The organism is Luteibacter flocculans, from assembly GCF_023612255.1.
GTDB lineage: Bacteria > Pseudomonadota > Gammaproteobacteria > Xanthomonadales > Rhodanobacteraceae > Luteibacter > Luteibacter flocculans.
Map to the genome: position 1 here is coordinate 138,853 of NZ_CP063231.1, position 18,121 is coordinate 156,973.

The 18,121-nt window shown below is 63.8% G+C and carries 15 protein-coding genes; 5 read left to right on the forward strand and 10 right to left on the reverse strand.

Annotation, left to right across the window (positions count from 1 at the left end):
- Positions 1 to 43: 43 nt before the first annotated feature.
- Complete coding sequence (locus IM816_RS00585) at positions 44 to 373, reverse strand: hypothetical protein (RefSeq protein ID WP_250339363.1); 330 nt, start codon at positions 371 to 373, stop codon at positions 44 to 46.
- A 563-nt stretch (positions 374 to 936) separates the two neighbouring features.
- On the opposite strand from IM816_RS00585, the gene IM816_RS00590 reads away from it, so the two are divergent.
- From IM816_RS00590 to IM816_RS00600, 3 genes are all read left to right on the forward strand, one after another.
- Positions 937 to 1,230 carry a hypothetical protein gene (locus IM816_RS00590; RefSeq protein ID WP_250339364.1) on the forward strand — a complete coding sequence of 98 codons (294 nt, stop codon included), beginning with the start codon at positions 937 to 939 and terminating at the stop codon, positions 1,228 to 1,230.
- A complete protein-coding gene (locus IM816_RS00595) occupies positions 1,218 to 1,619 on the forward strand; it encodes a hypothetical protein (RefSeq protein WP_250339365.1) in 402 nt (133 codons plus the stop codon). The genes IM816_RS00590 and IM816_RS00595 overlap by 13 nt, the downstream gene beginning before the upstream one ends.
- 864 nt (positions 1,620 to 2,483) lie before the next feature.
- Positions 2,484 to 2,819 carry a hypothetical protein gene (locus IM816_RS00600; protein ID WP_250339366.1) on the forward strand — a complete coding sequence of 112 codons (336 nt, stop codon included), beginning with the start codon at positions 2,484 to 2,486 and terminating at the stop codon, positions 2,817 to 2,819.
- A 1,365-nt stretch (positions 2,820 to 4,184) separates the two neighbouring features.
- Here IM816_RS00600 and IM816_RS00605 read toward each other — a convergent pair.
- Positions 4,185 to 7,172 carry a putative bifunctional diguanylate cyclase/phosphodiesterase gene (locus tag IM816_RS00605; protein ID WP_250339367.1) on the reverse strand — a complete coding sequence of 996 codons (2,988 nt, stop codon included), beginning with the start codon at positions 7,170 to 7,172 and terminating at the stop codon, positions 4,185 to 4,187.
- Positions 7,173 to 7,410: 238 nt separating this feature from the next.
- On the opposite strand from IM816_RS00605, the gene IM816_RS00610 reads away from it, so the two are divergent.
- On the forward strand, positions 7,411 to 7,941 hold the full coding sequence (locus IM816_RS00610; RefSeq protein ID WP_072323285.1) for an acyloxyacyl hydrolase: 531 nt from the start codon (positions 7,411 to 7,413) through the stop codon (positions 7,939 to 7,941).
- Positions 7,942 to 8,194: 253 nt separating this feature from the next.
- On the opposite strand, the gene IM816_RS00615 is transcribed toward IM816_RS00610, so the two are convergent.
- From IM816_RS00615 to IM816_RS00635, 5 genes are read right to left on the reverse strand one after another with little or no spacing between them, the layout of a single operon-like run.
- Positions 8,195 to 9,769, reverse strand: a complete 1,575-nt coding sequence (locus tag IM816_RS00615) for a DHA2 family efflux MFS transporter permease subunit (protein WP_425602598.1) — start codon at positions 9,767 to 9,769, stop codon at positions 8,195 to 8,197.
- Positions 9,770 to 9,826: 57 nt separating this feature from the next.
- Entirely contained in the window at positions 9,827 to 11,038 is a 1,212-nt protein-coding gene (locus IM816_RS00620; protein WP_250339369.1) for an HlyD/EmrA/EmrK family protein, read from the reverse strand.
- Positions 11,039 to 11,062: 24 nt separating this feature from the next.
- Positions 11,063 to 12,523 (reverse strand): efflux transporter outer membrane subunit, encoded by a 1,461-nt coding sequence (locus IM816_RS00625; protein WP_250339370.1) that lies wholly within the window; start codon positions 12,521 to 12,523, stop codon positions 11,063 to 11,065.
- 22 nt (positions 12,524 to 12,545) lie between these two features.
- Positions 12,546 to 13,004 carry a MarR family winged helix-turn-helix transcriptional regulator gene (locus IM816_RS00630; RefSeq protein ID WP_072323281.1) on the reverse strand — a complete coding sequence of 153 codons (459 nt, stop codon included), beginning with the start codon at positions 13,002 to 13,004 and terminating at the stop codon, positions 12,546 to 12,548.
- A gap of 59 nt (positions 13,005 to 13,063) precedes the next feature.
- On the reverse strand, positions 13,064 to 13,318 hold the full coding sequence (locus tag IM816_RS00635; protein ID WP_072323280.1) for a hypothetical protein: 255 nt from the start codon (positions 13,316 to 13,318) through the stop codon (positions 13,064 to 13,066).
- Positions 13,319 to 13,456: 138 nt separating this feature from the next.
- Here IM816_RS00635 and IM816_RS00640 point away from each other — a divergent pair, with 138 nt between their 5' ends.
- Positions 13,457 to 14,248 carry an AraC family transcriptional regulator gene (locus IM816_RS00640; RefSeq protein ID WP_218184760.1) on the forward strand — a complete coding sequence of 264 codons (792 nt, stop codon included), beginning with the start codon at positions 13,457 to 13,459 and terminating at the stop codon, positions 14,246 to 14,248.
- A 25-nt stretch (positions 14,249 to 14,273) separates the two neighbouring features.
- Here the strand turns inward: IM816_RS00640 and IM816_RS00645 are convergent, their stop codons facing one another.
- The 3 genes from IM816_RS00645 to IM816_RS00655 all read right to left on the reverse strand — a co-directional run bounded on the left by IM816_RS00645 (position 14,274) and on the right by IM816_RS00655 (position 18,095).
- Positions 14,274 to 14,603, reverse strand: coding sequence for a hypothetical protein (locus IM816_RS00645; protein ID WP_250339371.1), 330 nt, complete (start codon positions 14,601 to 14,603; stop codon positions 14,274 to 14,276).
- Between the two features lie 145 nt (positions 14,604 to 14,748).
- A complete protein-coding gene (locus tag IM816_RS00650; RefSeq protein ID WP_250339372.1) occupies positions 14,749 to 15,447 on the reverse strand; it encodes a response regulator in 699 nt (232 codons plus the stop codon).
- Positions 15,444 to 18,095 (reverse strand): sensor histidine kinase, encoded by a 2,652-nt coding sequence (locus IM816_RS00655; protein ID WP_250339373.1) that lies wholly within the window; start codon positions 18,093 to 18,095, stop codon positions 15,444 to 15,446. Before IM816_RS00655 ends, IM816_RS00650 begins: the two co-directional genes overlap by 4 nt.
- Positions 18,096 to 18,121: the final 26 nt, after the last annotated feature.

Consider the following 18,121-nt stretch of genomic DNA (forward strand, 5'->3'; position numbering starts at 1 on the left):
AGCGAGCAAATACTTTCGTGTTTTCGATAGGACTATGCGGCGCTTAACCGGCCTTGGCTGCTGCGTGCTTATGGCACTGACGATAGGGATCGATGGAGGCAATTCCGGGTTTGAGATAGGAGCTACAGCCCTCTGTCGGGCTTGGGTTCGATAGCTGCGCTGGTTGATGGATAACATGGAAGGAACGCTCGTGAAGCCAAATGTCCATAGGGCAAAACAGCAGGCAAATTGTCTTGTACGCCGCGTCGCCAGGTGGATTGCTGGCTTCGTTGCCCTGATGGTCCTCCTCTTCTGCGTTATCGGTTGGGCCGTTAACCACATGCCCTCTTCCGGAGAGATCAAGCGCTTCGTGGCGGGGCATGACGTTGTCCACGCGAGGGTCGGGCCTATTAAAGCTGACGACGTCGTCATTCACTCGTTGACGGAGTTCTCGACAAGTGGGGAACTTTCCGTGCATGCGGTGGCCGTTGCTACAGGATCGCAAGGGCAGGTTCGCGTCGCTATCGATGGGATCAGATCAGCTTCAGACGACCCTATTCGTATGGCATTGAGAGGGATTCAACCGGTCCATTGCCATTTGGTCTTCGTCTGCTCAGACGTTGAGCGCTGACCTGGGCAACGAGCCGGCTACAGCATCTACTCGTGCGTGGTGCACAAGAACCATGCGTGTGCGTCAAATCAAATGTGAATTTAGCGGATCGTGAGCTTGCGATTCAGAGAATGTTTTGATGCTAGTGCGAAGAAACGCGCCGCCGACCGGCCATTGCAGGATACAAAGTCGGGCCTTGGTGTCTGGGGTTGATCCTTCAAGCCCAAGAGCATCGGTGTTCGACTAGTTGCTTCGCCTGGCGTCGATTTTGGAGGTTACTCAAACTGGCCGTGACTAAAGGTAGTACGCAAAAGTGGTCGACCATCGCCATAACATGGACCGTTCTTGTGTTCGCGGGCATCAAGCTTTCGTTCCACCTTGACCCTCTTCACCACCCATCGAAAGAGGCCTTCTGCAGCGATCCACGTGTCATATCGGTATGGCCGGACGCAAATCCAGATGAACTGAAAACCTTCAAGTGGAAGGAGTACGGTGATCCCGATGAAGCCGGGATCCGCTTATCCGAGTATTGGTTTGAAGCGGATACACCGACGGGAGTACTGCAGGGCATCGTGAGGACAAAGAAAAGAGGTAAGGTGGTCGTTGAAGAGCCTACGGTGAAGAGCATATGGACGTACTGAGCCAGCTACATGACGTCTCCAATGGCGCCCTAGGACGGCATTACAGCGGAGCTCACGTCCATCGGGAAGACCGATGCGGGCTTGGCATGGTGAGGATCGAACTGCCCGCGACATGGGTTCTGGGGTTCTTCGGTAGTTTCTACGCACTATGTATTTACATGTATTTGAGCGATTGGTATCGCTGGCAAGATCAAGTCAAGGAGCAACCTCAGCCCACCATTGCCTCACTAAAACATCCGCTTGCCGAGGTTCCATTTGCCGAGCAAACGACGATAACCAGTGGCTTGGACCGTGACGCCAATGTCTCCGTAAATGGCCATTTCAAGAGCGAAATGGTGCCGCAGCGTATGGTGGACCTATTCAAGTCACAACTCGCCCAGAAGGGTTAGCGGCTGACGCAAGAGACCATCCGCGGCAAGACCCTGCTCAAGTTTTGTAAGGGAGGTGTCGCGGCGAGCATTCAGCCCGAGGCTACAGCAGGTGGATCAATGCATCTCGTGATGCGGTTCTCACACCGCAAGGCGATCATGCGAACCCGGGCAAGTGGCGATCGTGATATTCGTTGGAATCATCATGGCAGCCGCTCTGTTGGTGATCTCGGCCATCAACAAGAAGCGTCACCCATGCGCGCTGTTGGGGCTGTTATTGCTCGTTGCCATCGTCGGAGCGGTCGTCTATTTGACGGGTGACGGGAAAGACCGCTGCCTGGATGCAGGGGGAGCTTGGTCACAGGGGGGCAAATCATGTGCATTCAGATGACTAACGAGATCGAGTTCTATGATCCCAAATCTCAGGCTAGCATCGTTCTACCGGATATTGATCACGTTGTGCGACCAACGAGTTCGGATCGCGTGACTGTTCCTTCGAGGGTTACGCGGCACCGCAGTACGGATGGCGAAGAACTGATTCGGTATGCGCGAATAAGGGCGGAGAGCTGAGCGTGCAAACGTACCTTCTTTACGGCGTCGAAACGTGTTGTGCAAGCCTGGCGGTAGCGACGTGCTGCTTCTCTGCCGAGCGATTGGCGCATGGCGTGCTTTTGGATTGGAAGATGTTGGGCGGTCTCCGCATTCCATCGGCTGTGTCGATTGGCGGTTCGACCGCAGGCGTCTTAATGAGCGTCAACATCGCATGTCTTCTCCTGTCTGTGGCGATCGCAGCCAGGAGTGGTGGGTTACTCAAGGACGTAGGGCTGCTGGTATCCCTGCTTTGCGTTCAAGGAGTCCTTAGTGCCGTCCTAATGGAATGTTTGAGTGGATAAGGCTATGGCGCTAATACGGTGTCTTCCTGCGCAGGTTGCATGCTTCTTTGTCGCGGTGGGACTTCTATCCTTCGACAGAATCATTGTGCTCGCTCTGCGGCCGAATTCTTTGTTGGCTACGCCGAACTCAGGTTATTTTGTCGGCGCATCGGTGGAAAACCTGTGGCTGACGCTGGCCTATGGCTTCGTCGCGACTGTCATCTCGGCCAGTCTTGTGCTGCGAACACGAAAGAGCGGACGATTCTTCGTCAGGTCGCTTGCCGCAACTTTCTCGGTTGCCATATGTGTGTTCGCTTTCGCAATCACGATCGCATTTATGCGTCCCTAAGGCGCCGGCGTGTTCCCGAGATCTATGGCAACACCACACGCATCGGCGTACGCGACTTCGTCTACGACGCCAGGTCCGACGTCGCCCCAGATAACGCGGCGGGGTCGGCCCTAGCGACAGGTTTCTGCAATCTGGGCGTCTCGTTTCAGGTTCTCGAGAACAACCATAAGACGATTGATACGGGATTTTCTTGGTGATTGAGATAGCGAACAAGCTAGGCATAGCTCTCTTCTTGGTTATATTTTCCACCGCGCTTTATATGACAACCGCTGACTGGATTCGTGGGCAAAATATGCGGCGCCCGACAGTGGTCGAGCTAAGGGAAGTGCTCAGAAAATTACCTTTTTCGGAGTCTGCAACGATATCGAAGTCGTTCGACAAGGACGTGTCCGTGGTTGTGAGAGCGAAGTTCGCAATGCCATTGTCTCTGGCTGGGGTTGTCGCAACGTTCAAATCTGAGATGCCGGAATCTGGCTGGCTGTTGACTGACGAGAGAGACCATCCATACGTGTCCCTGACGTACTGCCGTGATGGAGTTGCCGCTGTGATTGAGCCCACTCCTAGTGAGCAAGGTACGACGGCATATATGACTGTCAAGTGGACTTATCAAACGGGTAGTCCGGACTATTGCGCTTGATTTTCCCGGCCGCTGCGTGCATGCAGGCTTCCACGATCAGGGTTGCATTTATGCGCCTTAGGTCGCCGCGGTATTCATGGTCGACATGTGGGGAGCGGGTTCCGCCGTGAGACCTTGGGCATTATTATTTTTGAAGATCACGCTGCTCTTGCTCATCGGGTGTTCGACGCAAGATGACGAAGTTGCGCGAATACCCTCGCCGGATCGCCTATCCGAGGCGGTCGTATTGGAACAGGGCGGCGGTGCCACGACCTCTTTCTTCTACGTCGTATGCCTGGTGGAGAGGAATCATGTGTGCCGACCGTCCGAACGAGTGGCAACGCTGTATGGCGCCGCGCGAAACGCTAGCGCTTACGGTGTGAACGTCCGTTGGCAAGACGGCCAGCATCTAGTGATCGAATACGCCAGCGCTAAAAGGGCAGAGCTGGTCGGGGATGAGCCCAGTCGCGGGCCTAAGGTTGCAGTGCAGTTGAGGCCTGGTGTTGTTGATGTAACTGCGCCGCCTGGTTCGATGATGCGGCAGAGGGCCTCGAAGCTCTCCACCGAGCGGCTCAACCACTGATGGTTGCCCTGGTCACTAGCCGGTAGCCCCGGCGCCCGTTTCATGTCCGAACGCGATCTGCATCATGCTTGGAGTAGCTGCGGCGGTGGACGTCGGCCGCATTGAAGCGATATGCACGGGTATGATCGGCGAACAATGCAGCAGGTGATGCTCCTGCGCCGTAGCATCAACTCAAAGGCGAACCCAGCGAATCATAAGCCTGCGCTACCACCGCATACCGACCATGCAACTCCTCGATCGGCACAGGTCGCGAGAAGAAGTAGCCCTGCATCGCATTGCAACCCTCGGCTAGCAGCCAGTGGCGTTGCCGGTCGGTTTCGACGCCTTCGGCGACGATTTCCAGGCTGAGGCTGCGGGCGAGGAAGATGATGGAGCGGCAGATCGACGCGTCGACTTCGTCTTGCAAAAGGGTGGAGGTGAAGTGGCGGTCGATCTTGATCTTGTCCAGCGGTAGCCGCGAGAGGTAGGTCAGGTTGGAGTAGCCGGTGCCGAAGTCGTCCAGCGCGATGCTGACGCCCATGGCGCGCAGTTCGTGCAACGTGCGGATGGCGCGCTCCGGTTCGTGCATGAACGCGCTTTCGGTGAGTTCGAGTTCCAGTGCCGAGGCGCTGGCGCCGGTTTCCGCGAGCGCCTGACGCACCTCGGCCACGAGATCGGTATGCACCAGTTGCTGCGCCGATACGTTGATCGCGATACGGCAGTGGGGGCCGATGGTTTCGAGAAGCAGGCGCTGGTGGCGGCATGCTTCGCGCAATACCCATTGCCCGACCTGCACGATCGCGCCGGTTTCTTCCAGCAACGGGACGAGACGATCGTTGCGCACGAGGTCGCCAGGTGCCGACGGCCAGCGCAACAAGGCTTCCACACCATTTACTCGCCCGTCGCTGCCCGAGTGCTGGGTCTGCCACGCGAGTGCCAGTTCGTTGTCGAGGTTTGTACCGGCGAGCCGCGTGAGCACGGTCAGTCGCGCCATGGCTGTCGCATGCATTTCCGCGGAGTAGCAGCGCCACGTATGTCGCCCCGAGCGCTTGGCGTCGTACATGGCCGTGTCGGCGTTGCGGATCAACGTATCCGCGTCGGCGCCATCGCGCGTCGCGAAGGCGACGCCGATGCTGCACTTCAAGCGCTGCAGCGTACCGGCTACTTCCAGCGGTTCCTCGATCGCGCGCTGGATGCGCGGCAGGATGTCGATGGCTTTTGCCGGCGAGCCCTCGAAAGGCAGCATGGCGACGAATTCATCGCCGCCAAATCGACCCACTTGTCCGGCACCGCCCAGCGCATCGCCGAGGCGCAGCGTCACGTCACGCAGTACCTGATCGCCCAGTGCATGGCCTAGCGCGTCGTTGATGACCTTGAAATGGTCCAGATCCACGAACAGCACCATCAGCCCCGTGCCGTCGACCGATGCGGCGGCCACCAGTTCGTCGAGCCGTTCGCGGAGGGCGCGGCGGTTCGGCAGTCCGGTCAGTTCGTCGTGGGTGGCTTGATGGTTAAGGCGCTCTTCGTAGCGGCGCTGGTCGGTCACGTCGCGCACGATGACGAGCGTGCCGAGTCCGCGCGGATCGCGGTACTCCGACAATGCCAGCTCGGCCTCGAAGGGCATGCCGCGCTCGGGATTCAGCCACGCCATGAGGCTGGTGCCTTCCGCGGTACCGCGCCGGACGGCGTTCAGCGCATCGGCATCGAGATAGTCCGCGGCGGCGCGGCCCACGAGCGTGGACTGCCCGTCGCCCAGACGTTCCTCTGCGAGCAGGTTGGCGTACTCGATCAGGTCGTTGCGCACGACCACGAGCGGCAAGGGCATCCGCGCCAGCAACTGCCGATAGGCCGCTTCGCTCGCGGCCAGATCGCGGTCGGTGTCCTGCAGACGTTGCCGCGTTTCGTGCAGGGCGGTGATCTCGCTGATGGTCCCCGCGAGGACCGCGTGGCCTTCTTCGTTGGTGATGCGCGACGCGCGCAGGTTGACGCGTACCTCGCGGCCGTCGGGGCGGCAAAGCCGATGTTCGCACTCGTACGGCCCATCGCCGAGTTTGAACAGGTCGAGCCATGCCACGATGGCGGGCTGATCATCCGGATGCACCAGCTTGTAATAGGTGCCGTGGCGTCCGCCCATGCGCTCCGGCGGCAGTCCGGTGATCTCATGGACCTGCCCAGACCAGCCGATGGTGCCGTTGGCGAGGTCGGCCTCCCAAAGGCCGATGTGCCCCGAGCGCTGCACGTCGCCCAGATGCCGCGCGCTGCGCGAAAGGGCGTCCAGGAGCCGGCCCTGACGGCGGTAGGCGCGCTCGAAGACCGCGGCGCATCCGTTGAGCAAGAGCACGAGAGCAAGGGTCGCCAGCATCGACGGCTGCGCCTGACGCAGCCACTCGTCACGGATGCTGGCGCAGTCCAGGCTCACTAGCGCGGCATAAGGGTGGTGATCCGATGCCGCCCACGAATAGAGGCGCTCGTCGTCGTCGTAGCCACCCGTGGTGCCGGCGTCGGGCGGCGGAAGAATCCAGGGCGTAACGATGTCGTCGCGGTTGCTGACGAACAGACGCCCGTCCAGCGAAAACACGCTCATGGCGGCGCTGGCGCCCAGCATGGAGTGCCGCATGCCATCGCGTACGCGCTCCGCGTCCACGAGCGTGCCGAAGGTTGCAGGGACCGGCACGCGAGAATCGACCAGCACGCGGAGCGAAGAGGGCGTGCGGCCCTCGGCAGGCGCCACGCCGACGCGAACTCGTGCGCCCAGCGCCAGGTGCCGAGGTAAGGCGACCACGTCGCGCCAGTTGAGCAGGGGCCCATTGGTCAAGGCCATGACGCCGCCGTCGGAGTCGAGTGCCACGAAGCTCGGCAGCTCGGGGTGCCGTGCCTGTACTTCGGCAAGGCGCGTGTGCAACAGCCCGGTGTCGGGGCTGTCCACGACGTTGCGCAGGGCCAGTAGCGGCCCCAGGCTCGCGTCGACGTATTGATCGATGAGACGTACCGTTCCCGCGACCGATGCCGCCGTCTGCCGCCGTGCGCTGCCGAGCATGCGCTGGTAGCCGTCGTATTGGAGGATGGCCACAAGCGCCACGACGCCCACGGACAACGCGACGGAAACGGACCAGGTCGCCAGGCGCACGTGGCGGGCGCGGATCTTCGTCGCTCCCTTGAACGTCTCGCCTTTCACGTCTCCTGTCCTCCGCCGCATTGACCCGAATGCCCGCCCGTACGCTGACAGGTCTGTGGGTTCTTAACGGCAGCGACCCGGGCGGCTTGAACGATGCGCCTTCACGGCAGGGGCCGCCAAGCCTTTCCGGCATGACCCAGAAAAAAATATGGCGCCGGCCTCTTTATTCACGCTCGCTGGACACTATTTACCGAACGATCCAGTTCATAAACGCCCCACTACAAGGACTACCCCCTCCATGCGATCGTCCCTCGCACTCGGCGCCCTCGCGGCCGCCTTACTTGCCGCTGTCAGTGTCCCCGCCGCCGCCCAAACCCACATCGAAGTGCAGGGCGGCCGCAGCTACATGGACAGCTACGGCACCAACGCTTTCTTCGTCGAGGCCGTATTCGACCCGCGCGCCATGGGCCAGAGCCGGTTCACCTGGTCGCCGGACGTGTCCCTGGGCTACATCGAGGGGCGTGACATTGGTCGGTATCGCGACTCGCACCCCGGCGTGACCAACGACGTCTGGGTGGGCGCCCTTGGCGCGCGCCTGCACTACGGTAGCGACGGCGACTGGTACCACCCGTTCTTCTTCAGCTTCCAGGTCGCGGGCACGGCCGGCGGCCGCACCCAGGCCCTGTCCAGTGGCTACGAGTTCGTCAGCACGCTCGGCTGGCAGTACAAGAACGTGAGCTTCCAGGTCCGCCACATCTCCAACGGCAGCTTCAAGGAGCCCAACCGCGGCGAGACGATGGCCCTGGTCGGTATCGGCTTCGACATCTGATCTGGTCCTTGGAAACGAAAAAGCCGGCGCTGTGAGGCGCCGGCTTTTTTTGTGGGTTTGAGAAAAGGCTTAAGGTCTTGCTGTTCTGTGGGAGCCGCCGCGGCGGTGAAGGGGCTTGCTGGTGGGAGCCACCCTGGTGGCGATGGATTTGCCTCACCGCTACACCGCTTCGTTGGCTTTTCGCCAGCAGGCTGGCTCCCACCTTCCCTCTGTTGGCTTCTCGCCGCCATGGCAGCTCCCACAACGCTCTTTCTCAGTGCCCCGAGGCCGCCGGTCCCGCCTTCGCCGCAAACGGTGGCTTCGCCAGCCACACCACGAAGATCAGCGCCATGAAGACGTAGCCGAGCATGTGGAAGACCTCGTTGAACGAGATCTGGTAGCCCTGCTGCGTGATCATCTGGTTCACCGCTGCCGCCGCGTATTGCGAGTCGCCGTGGCCGATCTGCGTCAGCGCCTGCTGTGCCGTCGGATTGAAGGGCGTGATGTTTTCCGCCAGCCGTTCGTGATGCACGATCGCGCGCCGATCCCATAGGAACGTGGTGAGCGAGGCCGCGAAGCTGCCGCCCAGCGTACGCAGGAACGTCGCCAGACCCGACCCCGCCGCGATCTCGCGCGGCTGCAGGTCGGACAGCAGGATGCTCAGCACGGGCATGAAGAACAACGCCACGCCGAGGCCCTGGATCAACTGCACCATCGCCACGCTGAAGAAGTCGATGTCGAGGAAGAACTCCGAGCGCATGAAGCAGGTGGCACCCATGACGATGAACGCGCCCGACGCCAGTACGCGCAGATCGAACTTGTGCGCGTAGCGGCCCACGAACGGCGTGAGGATCACCGGCAGGATGCCGAGCGGCGCGGCCGCAAAGCCGGCCCACGTGGACGTATAACCCACGTTGCGCTGCAACCACTGCGGCACGAGCAGACCGATCGCAAAGAACGCCGCGTACGCCAACACCAGACACAGTGTGCCCATGGCGAAGTTTCGGTGGCGGAACAGCTTGAGATTGACGATCGGGTCCTTGTCGGTCAGCTCCCAGATCAGGAACACCAGCAGGCCGATGGCCGCGATGATCGCGGTCACGACGATGAACGTGGAGGAGAACCAGTCTTCGTCATTGCCCTTGTCGAGCACGACCTGCAACGCACCCACGCCGATGACCAGGGTGATGAGGCCCACATAGTCGACCTTCGGCCGCTCGGTGGTCTCCGGGCGTCCCTTCATCTGGTTGGCCACGACGAAGCTGGCGAAGATGCCGATCGGCACGTTGATGAAGAAGATCCACGGCCAGGTGTAGTTGTCGGTGATCCAGCCGCCGAGGATCGGGCCGGCGATCGGCGCAACCACGGTCACCATCGCCAGCAGCGCGAGTGCCATGCCGCGTTTGGCCGGTGGATAGATCGAGATCAGCAGGCTCTGCGTGATCGGATACATCGGACCCGCCACCGCGCCCTGGATCGCGCGGAACAGAATCAGCATGCTCATGCTTTGCGCAATGCCGCACAGGAACGACGCCAGCGAGAACAGCAGGGTCGCCCAGACGAACAGCTTGGTCTCACCGAAGCGACGGGTCAGGAAGCCCGTAAGCGGCAGCGCGATGGCGTTGCTCACCGCGAACGAGGTGATGACCCAGGTGCTCTGGTTGGAACTGACGCCGAGGTTGCCGGCGATGGTCGGCAGCGACACGTTCGCGATGGTGGTGTCCAGCACCTGCATGAAGGTCGCGAGCGAGAGGCCGACCGTGGACAGCGCCAGATTGGGCGGTCGAAATTCGGTGCTCATGGATAAGCCTGGTCTTTGAGGGAGGGACCGGGACGGGGAGGCGGCCATCGTCGGTACTACCGTCGATGACCGCCGCCCGCTCCCACGGCGAGGGAGGCCGTTCCCTTACTTCGGAGCTTTCTGCTGGTCGCCGTCACCGACCGACGCGTTCTCGTGAATCACGCGTTCGATGTCCTTGTCGGCATCGGCAAGCTGCTTGTCGTAGACGGTGGTGGAGAACTCCGGCTGCGTCGGTGCCTGCTTCGCCAGCAGCGGGCCGCTCTGGTCGTGCAGCGACACCGTGACCTTGGTCGACAGACCCAGGCGCAACGGCTTCTCGTCCAGCTGCTTCGGATCGGTGAAGACCACGCGCACCGGCACACGCTGCACGATCTTGATCCAGTTGCCCGTGGCGTTCTGCGCCGGCAGGAGCGAGAACGCGCTGCCGCTGCCCACGCCGAGGCTGCGGACTTTCGCCTTGTAGACGACATCGCTGCCGTAGACGTCGGCGGTCACGTCCACCGGCTGGCCGATGCGCATATGGGTGAGCTGGGTTTCCTTGAAGTTCGCGTCGATCCAGACTTCATGGAGCGGCACCACCGCCATCAACGCGGCGCCCGGCTGCACACGCTGACCCACTTGCACGGTGCGCTTGGCGACGTAACCGTCTACCGGAGCGAGCAGCGTGGTCCGCACGTCATCGAGATATGCGGAGCGCAGCTTGGCGGCCGCGGCGCGCACGTCGGGATGGGACGCGACGACGGTGTCGTCGACCAGCACCTTGCTGCTGCTGTACGACTGCTTCGCGGACGCGAGGTTGCTTTCGGCGGAGGTGAGGGTGTCCAGTGCATGCGACAGTTCCTCGGCCGAGATGGCACCCGACTTCGCGAGGTCGCGACGACGGTTGTAGTCGGCACGGGCACGATCCACCGCGGTCTGACGCACCGCCACATCGGCCTGCGCCGAGGTCACGTTGTTGTACAGGCCGCGTACGCGACGCACGGTATTGGCGAGGTTCGCGCGCGCGCTTTCCAGGGCGACTTGCGCGTCGCTCGGATCGAGCTTCACCAGCACGTCGCCCTGGTGGACGAGGTCGCCGTCATCCGCGCCGATCGAGGTCACGGTGCCCGCGATCTGCGGCGTGATCTGCACGACGTTGCCGTTGACGTAGGCATCGTCGGTGTCCTCGTACCAGCGACCGTCGACGAAGTACCAGACGGTCCAGCCGATGCCGGCGAGGATGATGACGAGCAACAGGAGCTTGAGGAAGAAGCCGCGACGGCTCTTCGGTGGCGGCGCCACGACGGCGCCGGCAGGGGCGGTGGTTTCTTGGGACATCGTTAGCTGCCTCGGGACGTGTTCTTAGTTATGGGCCGGCGTGGCGGCGGCGACCGGTTGGTCGTCTGCCTCGGGGCGGAAACCGCCGCCGAGCGCCTGGATCAGTTGGACGGAGGTATCGACCTGCTGCGCGCGGAGCGCGGCCATGCGCTGCTCGGCCTGGAGCAGTTGCTGGCGCACGATGAGCGATTCCAGATAGCTGCCGACGCCCGCCTTGTAGCGCTGCTGCGAAAGGTCATAGGCCTGCTGCGCGGCGTCCTGCGCGCGCTGCTGCGCCTGGATCTGCGTACCCAGCGAGTCGAGCGCCGAAAGGTCGTCGGCCACTTCGTTGACCGCACCGACGAGCACCTTGTTGTACTGAGCCACGGCCAGGTCGTAGTCGGCGTCCTTACCGGCGAGGTTCGCGCGCAGGCGACCGCCGTCGAAGATCGGAAGGCTGAAGGCCGGCAGCACCTGCCAGAAGCGTGCGCGCGAGGAGAACAGGTTCTCCGAGCCGCCAGCCACTTGTGCCGCGAGGATGCCGAGGCTCACGTTCGGCAGAAACTCTGTCTTTGCGGCCGCGATGTTCTTCGACGCGGCTTCGACCCGCCAGCGCGCGGCGACGAGGTCGGCGCGGTGTCCGAGCAGGTCGGCCGGCAGGTTCGCCGGCACGCTCACGGCCGACGGCGCCAGCACGGCCGGTCGGCCGATGTCCAAGCCGCGGTCGGGGCCCTTGCCGAGCAGCACGCTGAGCGCGCTGCGCGATGAATCGATCGCACGCTGCGCCACGGCCATTTCACGCTCCGCCGTGGCGAGCTCGGAATCCGCCTGCTTGACCTGGATCTGGTTGTCCACACCGGCAGCCACACGCTGACGGGTGAGATCACGCGACGCACGGCTACGATCCAGTTCGGCCTTGGCGACGTCCATCTGCGTGAACGCATAGCCGAGCTGCACGTAGGCACGCGCCACGTTGGTGGAGATTTCGATGCGCGCGGCGCGCGCGTCGATTTCGCTGGCGCGCTGTGCGCCGACGGCGGCTTCCCACGCGTCGCGCTTGCCGCCCCACAGATCGAGATCCCAGCTGAAATTGCCGTAGCCGTACTTCGTCCAGCTGAAGTGGTTACCGAGCGGCGCCGGGAACAGCGTGCCTGGCAGGTGCGCGCCTGCAACGCCGCCACCGACCGCGAGGGTCGGATCGCGGGCGGCGTCAGCGGAGCCGGTCTGCGCCTGCGCCTGACGCACGCGTGCGTCGGCAGCGGCGAGGTCCGGGTTGTCCTTTAGCGCCTCTTCGATCAGCGCGCTGAGCTGGCTGTCGCCAAGCCCGGTCCACCAATCGGCCGCGGGCCAGTTGGCCGGCGAGACCTGCGCCTTGGCCAGGCTGCGCTCGGCATGAAGGGTGGACGGATCGGCGAGTCGGCCCTGCGGATCCAGTCCACGGCTGGTCACACAGCCGGAAAGGATCAATGCGGCTCCGACGGCCGCCACAAGAGTGTGCAGACGCATGCGTTTTGCCTCGAGGTCTAGATCAATCTTTGTCGCGGAGCGAGACGAGCACGCGCTCCAGGTAGTCGTGCAGTCGCTCGCGCTCTTCAGCGGACAGGTCGCGCTGGGCGCGTTCGAGCGTCGCTACATTGCTTTCGTACAGGTGCCGCCACAGTGCCTCGCCCGCCTCGGTCAGTTCGATGCGCAGGGCGCGGCGGTCCTGTTCGTGCGGCTGGCGGCGGAGATAGCCCTTGGCTTCGAGTTGATCGAGCTGCCGGGTCATGGCGCCGCCGTCCAGGTCCACGGACCGGGCCAGTTCGGTGGCGGACATGGGACCGAGAAGGGCGAGCCGCTTGAGCATGTGGAACTGCGTGAAGCGGAGGTCGGCACCTTGCGCGGCGAGGTCAGACTCGATCGCCCTGACGATCTCGCCACGGACGAGGCCGATCAGGGAGCCGAGGCTGTCCCTGCCGTCGGGTGTGGGGCAGGCGGGATTGTTCATGCCGCATATTCTATTGCCCTAAATATAGTTGTCAAGGCAAATATGCGTCGAGCATATATTCAACTCGGTATAGCTTCTTCGTCGGCTAGCAGGGCGGCCAGTGCGGAGTCGCGCACATCGAACAGTTCGAAGACGCCGAGCGCGCGCAGCGTGGGTAGCTGCGCCAGGAGACGCGGTTCGAGGTGGCGTACCTGCTCTTCCGGCGTGCTTGGGTCCAGCATGGCGTGGGCGCAGGCCACGAAGGTGACCAGGGCCTCGCCGGCCTCCGTGCCTTCCGAGAGGTCGCTGTAGTCGTAAGTGACGAGACGGATCATGGGGACTTCTCCGGCGTCGAGGTCCGCAGTGCCGAGGTCAATCGCCACTCAGGACATTGTTTGGGACTGCAAATGTTAGCCATGGAAGCTATCGGCCTGATATCGTTATCGGGCCAAGTTATGTCGAGGAACGGCCAAATGCTGGACGAACGCATGCGTGCCCTGCTTGATAGCGAGGACGATCCGCCGCTGATCGCCTACGAGGCACGGGGCGAGCTGCCGCTGGAAGAAATCGACTGGCACAGCCACCTGCGCGGGCAGTTCTTCTACGTGGAACAGGGGTTGGTGATCACGCGTACCGAGCACGGTTCGTGGTTGCTTCCGCCGCATAGAGCGGGTTGGATGCCACCGGGCGTGCGGCACACGGTGAGCATCGCGGGCCCCAGTCATGCCTGGGGTGTGTTCATCGCACCGTGCGCGGCGGAAGGTTTGCCCGACCGGCCCTGCGTCGTGGGGGTCAACGACCTCTTCCGCGCCATCATCAAGCGCGCAGCGACCTGGCCGGTGGACGCGGCACGCGAGCCGGAGAAGGATCGCCTGTTCGCGGTGCTGCTGGATGAAATGCGGCGCGCGCCGGTGGAGGGGCTGCATCTGCCCATGCCCGTCGATCGCCGCCTGCGGCGCATCGCCATGGCGATGTTCGAGCGTCCGGACGATACGCGCGGTATCGAGGAGTGGGCCAGTTGGGCCGGCATGTCCGTGCGCACCCTCACCCGGTTGTTTCGCCAGGAGACGCAATGCAGCGTCGCGCAGTGGCGGCAACAAGCCCGGCTCGCCTGCGCGCTGGAGCGCCTGGCCCACGGCGAATCGGTATCCGTGGTCGCGGATGCGCTCGGGTATGCCACGCCCAGTGCGTTCGTGGCGATGTTTCGCAAGGCCTTCGGCGATTCGCCGGGCAGGTACCTCGCGCGGCAGGCCGCCGGTGCCTGAGGCGCATGGTCTTGGCCGCGCGCCGCTAGCGCGGCTTGCACATCCATAGCGTCTCGAACGTATAGGCGTCCCCGCTGCGCCGCTCGATCACATCGAGGGAGATACGCCCGTATCGCCATTCGCCGTGTACGCCCGGAGCACTGGCGTCGTAGCAGGATCGTTGCAGTTCGTACTCGCCCGTCTTCGGGTGGGTCATCCCGCGTTCTTCCTCCGCGCATTGCGCTATCGCTTCGATGTAGGTGGGGAGCTGGCGCTCTCCAGCGACGAAGTGTTCGTTGGCGCAATTCAGGCTGCCCATGTCCGGGGGAGACACGGTGGCGACCATCCAGGCGATGACGGGAAAACGATGATGCATCGCGGTGCTCCTCTTGATGAAGAGCGGCGAGGCTGCGCGGACGCGGCGCAGAAGGATATCGGACAATTCCGAGAATTGCGGCGAACCGCTCGAGGCGTGACGAGCATCACGTCCGAGCGTTCGAAGATGAAGACGGAGTGAGGACTCAGGTGGCCGGAAAACGGTAGCCGACACCCGGTTCGGTCTTCAGCCATCGCGGCGTCGTGGGATCGTCGCCGAGCTTTTGGCGCAGCTTGCCCATGACGATGCGCAGGTAATGCGTGTCCTGCGTGTGCGTAGCACCCCAGACCTCGCGAAGCATCTGCTGTTGCGTGACCACCCGGCCGGGATGTCGCACCAACAGCGCCAGCACGGCGAACTCCTTGCGGGTAAGCGTGACGGGTCGGCCGTCCACCGTGACGTCGCGGCGCGCGAGGTCGATGGAGAGGCGATCGTCGTCGTAGCGCAGCGACGCATCGGCCTGCCCGCTCTTTGCGCCTTGACGCAACAGAGCGCGCAGGCGCGCCATCAGCTCCTGGATACCGAAGGGTTTGGTCACGTAATCGTTTGCGCCGTTGTCCAGCGCCTTGACCTTCTCGGTTTCCGCATCGCGTACCGAAAGCATCAGAACCGGCACTTCGCTCCACTGGCGAAGTTCACGCAGCACGTCGTGGCCTTCCATGTCCGGCAGTCCTAGATCGAGGATGACGAGGTCTGGCGACTGCGTGGCGGCGAGGCCCAGGCCTTCACCGCCCGTCGCGGCCAACAGCACGTGGTATCCCTCGGCGCGCAGACCGATGTCGAGGAAGCGGCGAATCTGCGCTTCGTCGTCGATCACCAGAACTCGGGGTGTCGCAGGGGTCATCGTTCATCCGGCGTCGCCGGCAGTGGCAACGAAATACGGATGGTGGTGCCTCCGCCGACATGCGGCAAGGCCTCCACGCTTCCGCCATGGGCACCGATCATGCCGCGGCAGATCGCCAATCCCAGGCCGGTGCCCTGGCCACCGCGGTCGCCGCGCGACACCGAATAGAACATGTCGAAGATCCGCGCACGCTCGTCTTCGGGAATGCCCGGGCCCCGGTCGGCGACGTCGATGAGCAAGCGCTCGGCCTCCGATCGCACCGTGACTCGCACGGCCTCGCCCGGCGGGGAGAAACGCGCCGCGTTCTCCAGGATGTTGAACAGCGCCTGCTCGATCAGGGCCGGGTGCACGTGGAGAAGCAGGGTCTTCGCCGGCAATTGCACGTCCAGGCGCACATCGGGAAACAGCTTGTGCGCCCGGCCGACGGCGGCGGTTACCACTTCGCCTGCATCTACCCAGTCGCGCTTCAGGGTCAACGTGCCGTGGCCCAGTCGGGTCATGTCGAGCAGGTTCTGGATGTAGCGGTCCAGTCGCTGCCCTTCGCCGAGGATCGCGTTCAGCAGCTCGTGGCGCTCGTTCTCGGGCAATTGCGTTTCGTAGCTGAGCAAGGTGCCCGCGGAGCCGATCATCGACGCGAGCGGCGAGCGCAGGTCGTGCGACACCGACGACAGCAACGCGTTGCGCAGCCGCTCGGTTTCGCCTTGCACGCGTGCGCTTTCCAGCTCGGAGGCAAGGCGCGCACGCTCCAGCGCCTGACTGATGTCGAGGACCATCGCCTGCGCGAGACTGCGACGGTCCGCATCCGGCTCGCGATCGACGGGGAAGCGCAGCGCCACGACGCCTGCGCGGCGCGCTTCGCTGCCCAGAGGCAGCATCCAGCACGACGCGCCATGCAACGTATCCGTACTGCGACCGGCCGGCTCTGCGTGCGCATCGCTCCAGTCCGCTGCTGCGAGATCCTGGGTGGACAGCGCGAACGTCGCCGGCACCGATGCCGACGTGACGAGCCGTTCGACGGCGTCGCGCGCGAGCACGGCCACCTCGGCGTCGAGTGCGCGCGCCAGTGCATGCGCCGCGACCGTGCGCACGCCATCGGCGTCGGCCGCCGTCGCGAGTTGTTGTCCCAGTGTGACCAGTACGCGACCGCGTACCTGTGCAGCGCGCAACGACGCGACCTGGCCGGCCAGACGCGTCGCCAGACGGCTGCACACGAGTGCGGCGACGAGGAACAACACAACGGCAAGCACGTCATCGGCATTCGCGATCGCAAACGTGTAACGCGGCGGAGCGAAGAAGAAGTTGTAGCCGAGAAAACTGAGCAGTGCGGCATACACGGCCACCGCCATCCGCGTGCGCACGGCGACAAAGAGCACGGAGGTCAGGAAGATCAGCGACAGGTTCGCCACGGACAGGAAACGGTCCGCCACGAACGACAAACCCATGGCGCATGCGGTCGTGAACGTGGCAAAGCCGTAATCCCGCCACGGCATCGGCTGCATGCTGGCGCGCAGTTGGCGGCGGGCCTTGGCCCGCTCCGCGGGCGTGGCGATGATCGTCAACTCGAGATGCGCGCCCCGGCGCAACAGTTGCTGGGTCAGCGAGTAACCCAGCCGTCGTGCGATGGGGCGCTCGCGGGTCCGGCCCACCACGATCTGGCCGACGCCTTCGCGGTCTGCCCAGGTCAGCAGTTCATCGGCCACCGCATGGCCGCGAAGCGTGACGGCTTCGCCACCGAGACGTCGTGCCAGGCGCATGGCGCTGTCCACGCGCTCGCGTCGCTCGGGGTCGACACCGCCACGATCCACGAAGAGCACGCTCCACGGCGCGCCGCGCCGCTCGGCGATACGCCGGGTCACGCGCACGAGGTATTCGCTTTGCCCCGCGCCATCGATGGCCGCCATCACGCGGCGACGCACCGGCATGGCATCGCCACGCGCCAGCATGTGCCCGCGCAGATCGTGCTCCACGTGCGCGGCCACGGTTTCCACCGCCAGCTCGCGCAGCGCCGCCAGGTTGCTCGGCGAGAAGAAGGCGTCCAACGCGACCGCAGCGGTCTCGGGCACATAGACCTTGCCCTGGCGCAGTCGCGCGATGAGTTCGCGCGGCGGAAGATCGACGAGCACGATGTCGCGTGCGCGATCGAGGAACGCATCGGGCACCGTTTCCCGCACCGCGACGCCCGTAATGCGCCGTACCTGATCGTTGAGGCTTTCCAGGTGCTGCACGTTGAGCGCCGTGTAGACCTCGATGTCCGCGGCGAGCAGTTCGGCGATGTCCTGCCAGCGCAGCGCGTGGCGTCCCCCGGGCAGGTTGGTGTGCGCCAGCTCATCGACGAGGATGACGGCCGGCTTGCGCGCCAGCGCCGCTTCCAGGTCGAACTCGCGGAATTCACGCCCGGCATATTGCACGGCGCGCGTCGGCAACACTTCCATCCCTTCCAGCAGGGCTGCGGTTTCGGGGCGCCCGTGCGTTTCGACCAGGCCAACGACCACGTCCACGCCTTGCCGGCGCAGGTCGCGCGCCGCCGAGAGCATGGCGAAGGTCTTGCCGACGCCTGGCGCCGCGCCAAGGAAGACCTTCAGGCGTTGGCCTTCGTCCTGCACCGCGTGGAGCAGGGCGTCTGCGCGGGCTTCGCGGGCATCGTTCATCGGGAAGGCCGGGGTCGGGATGGAGA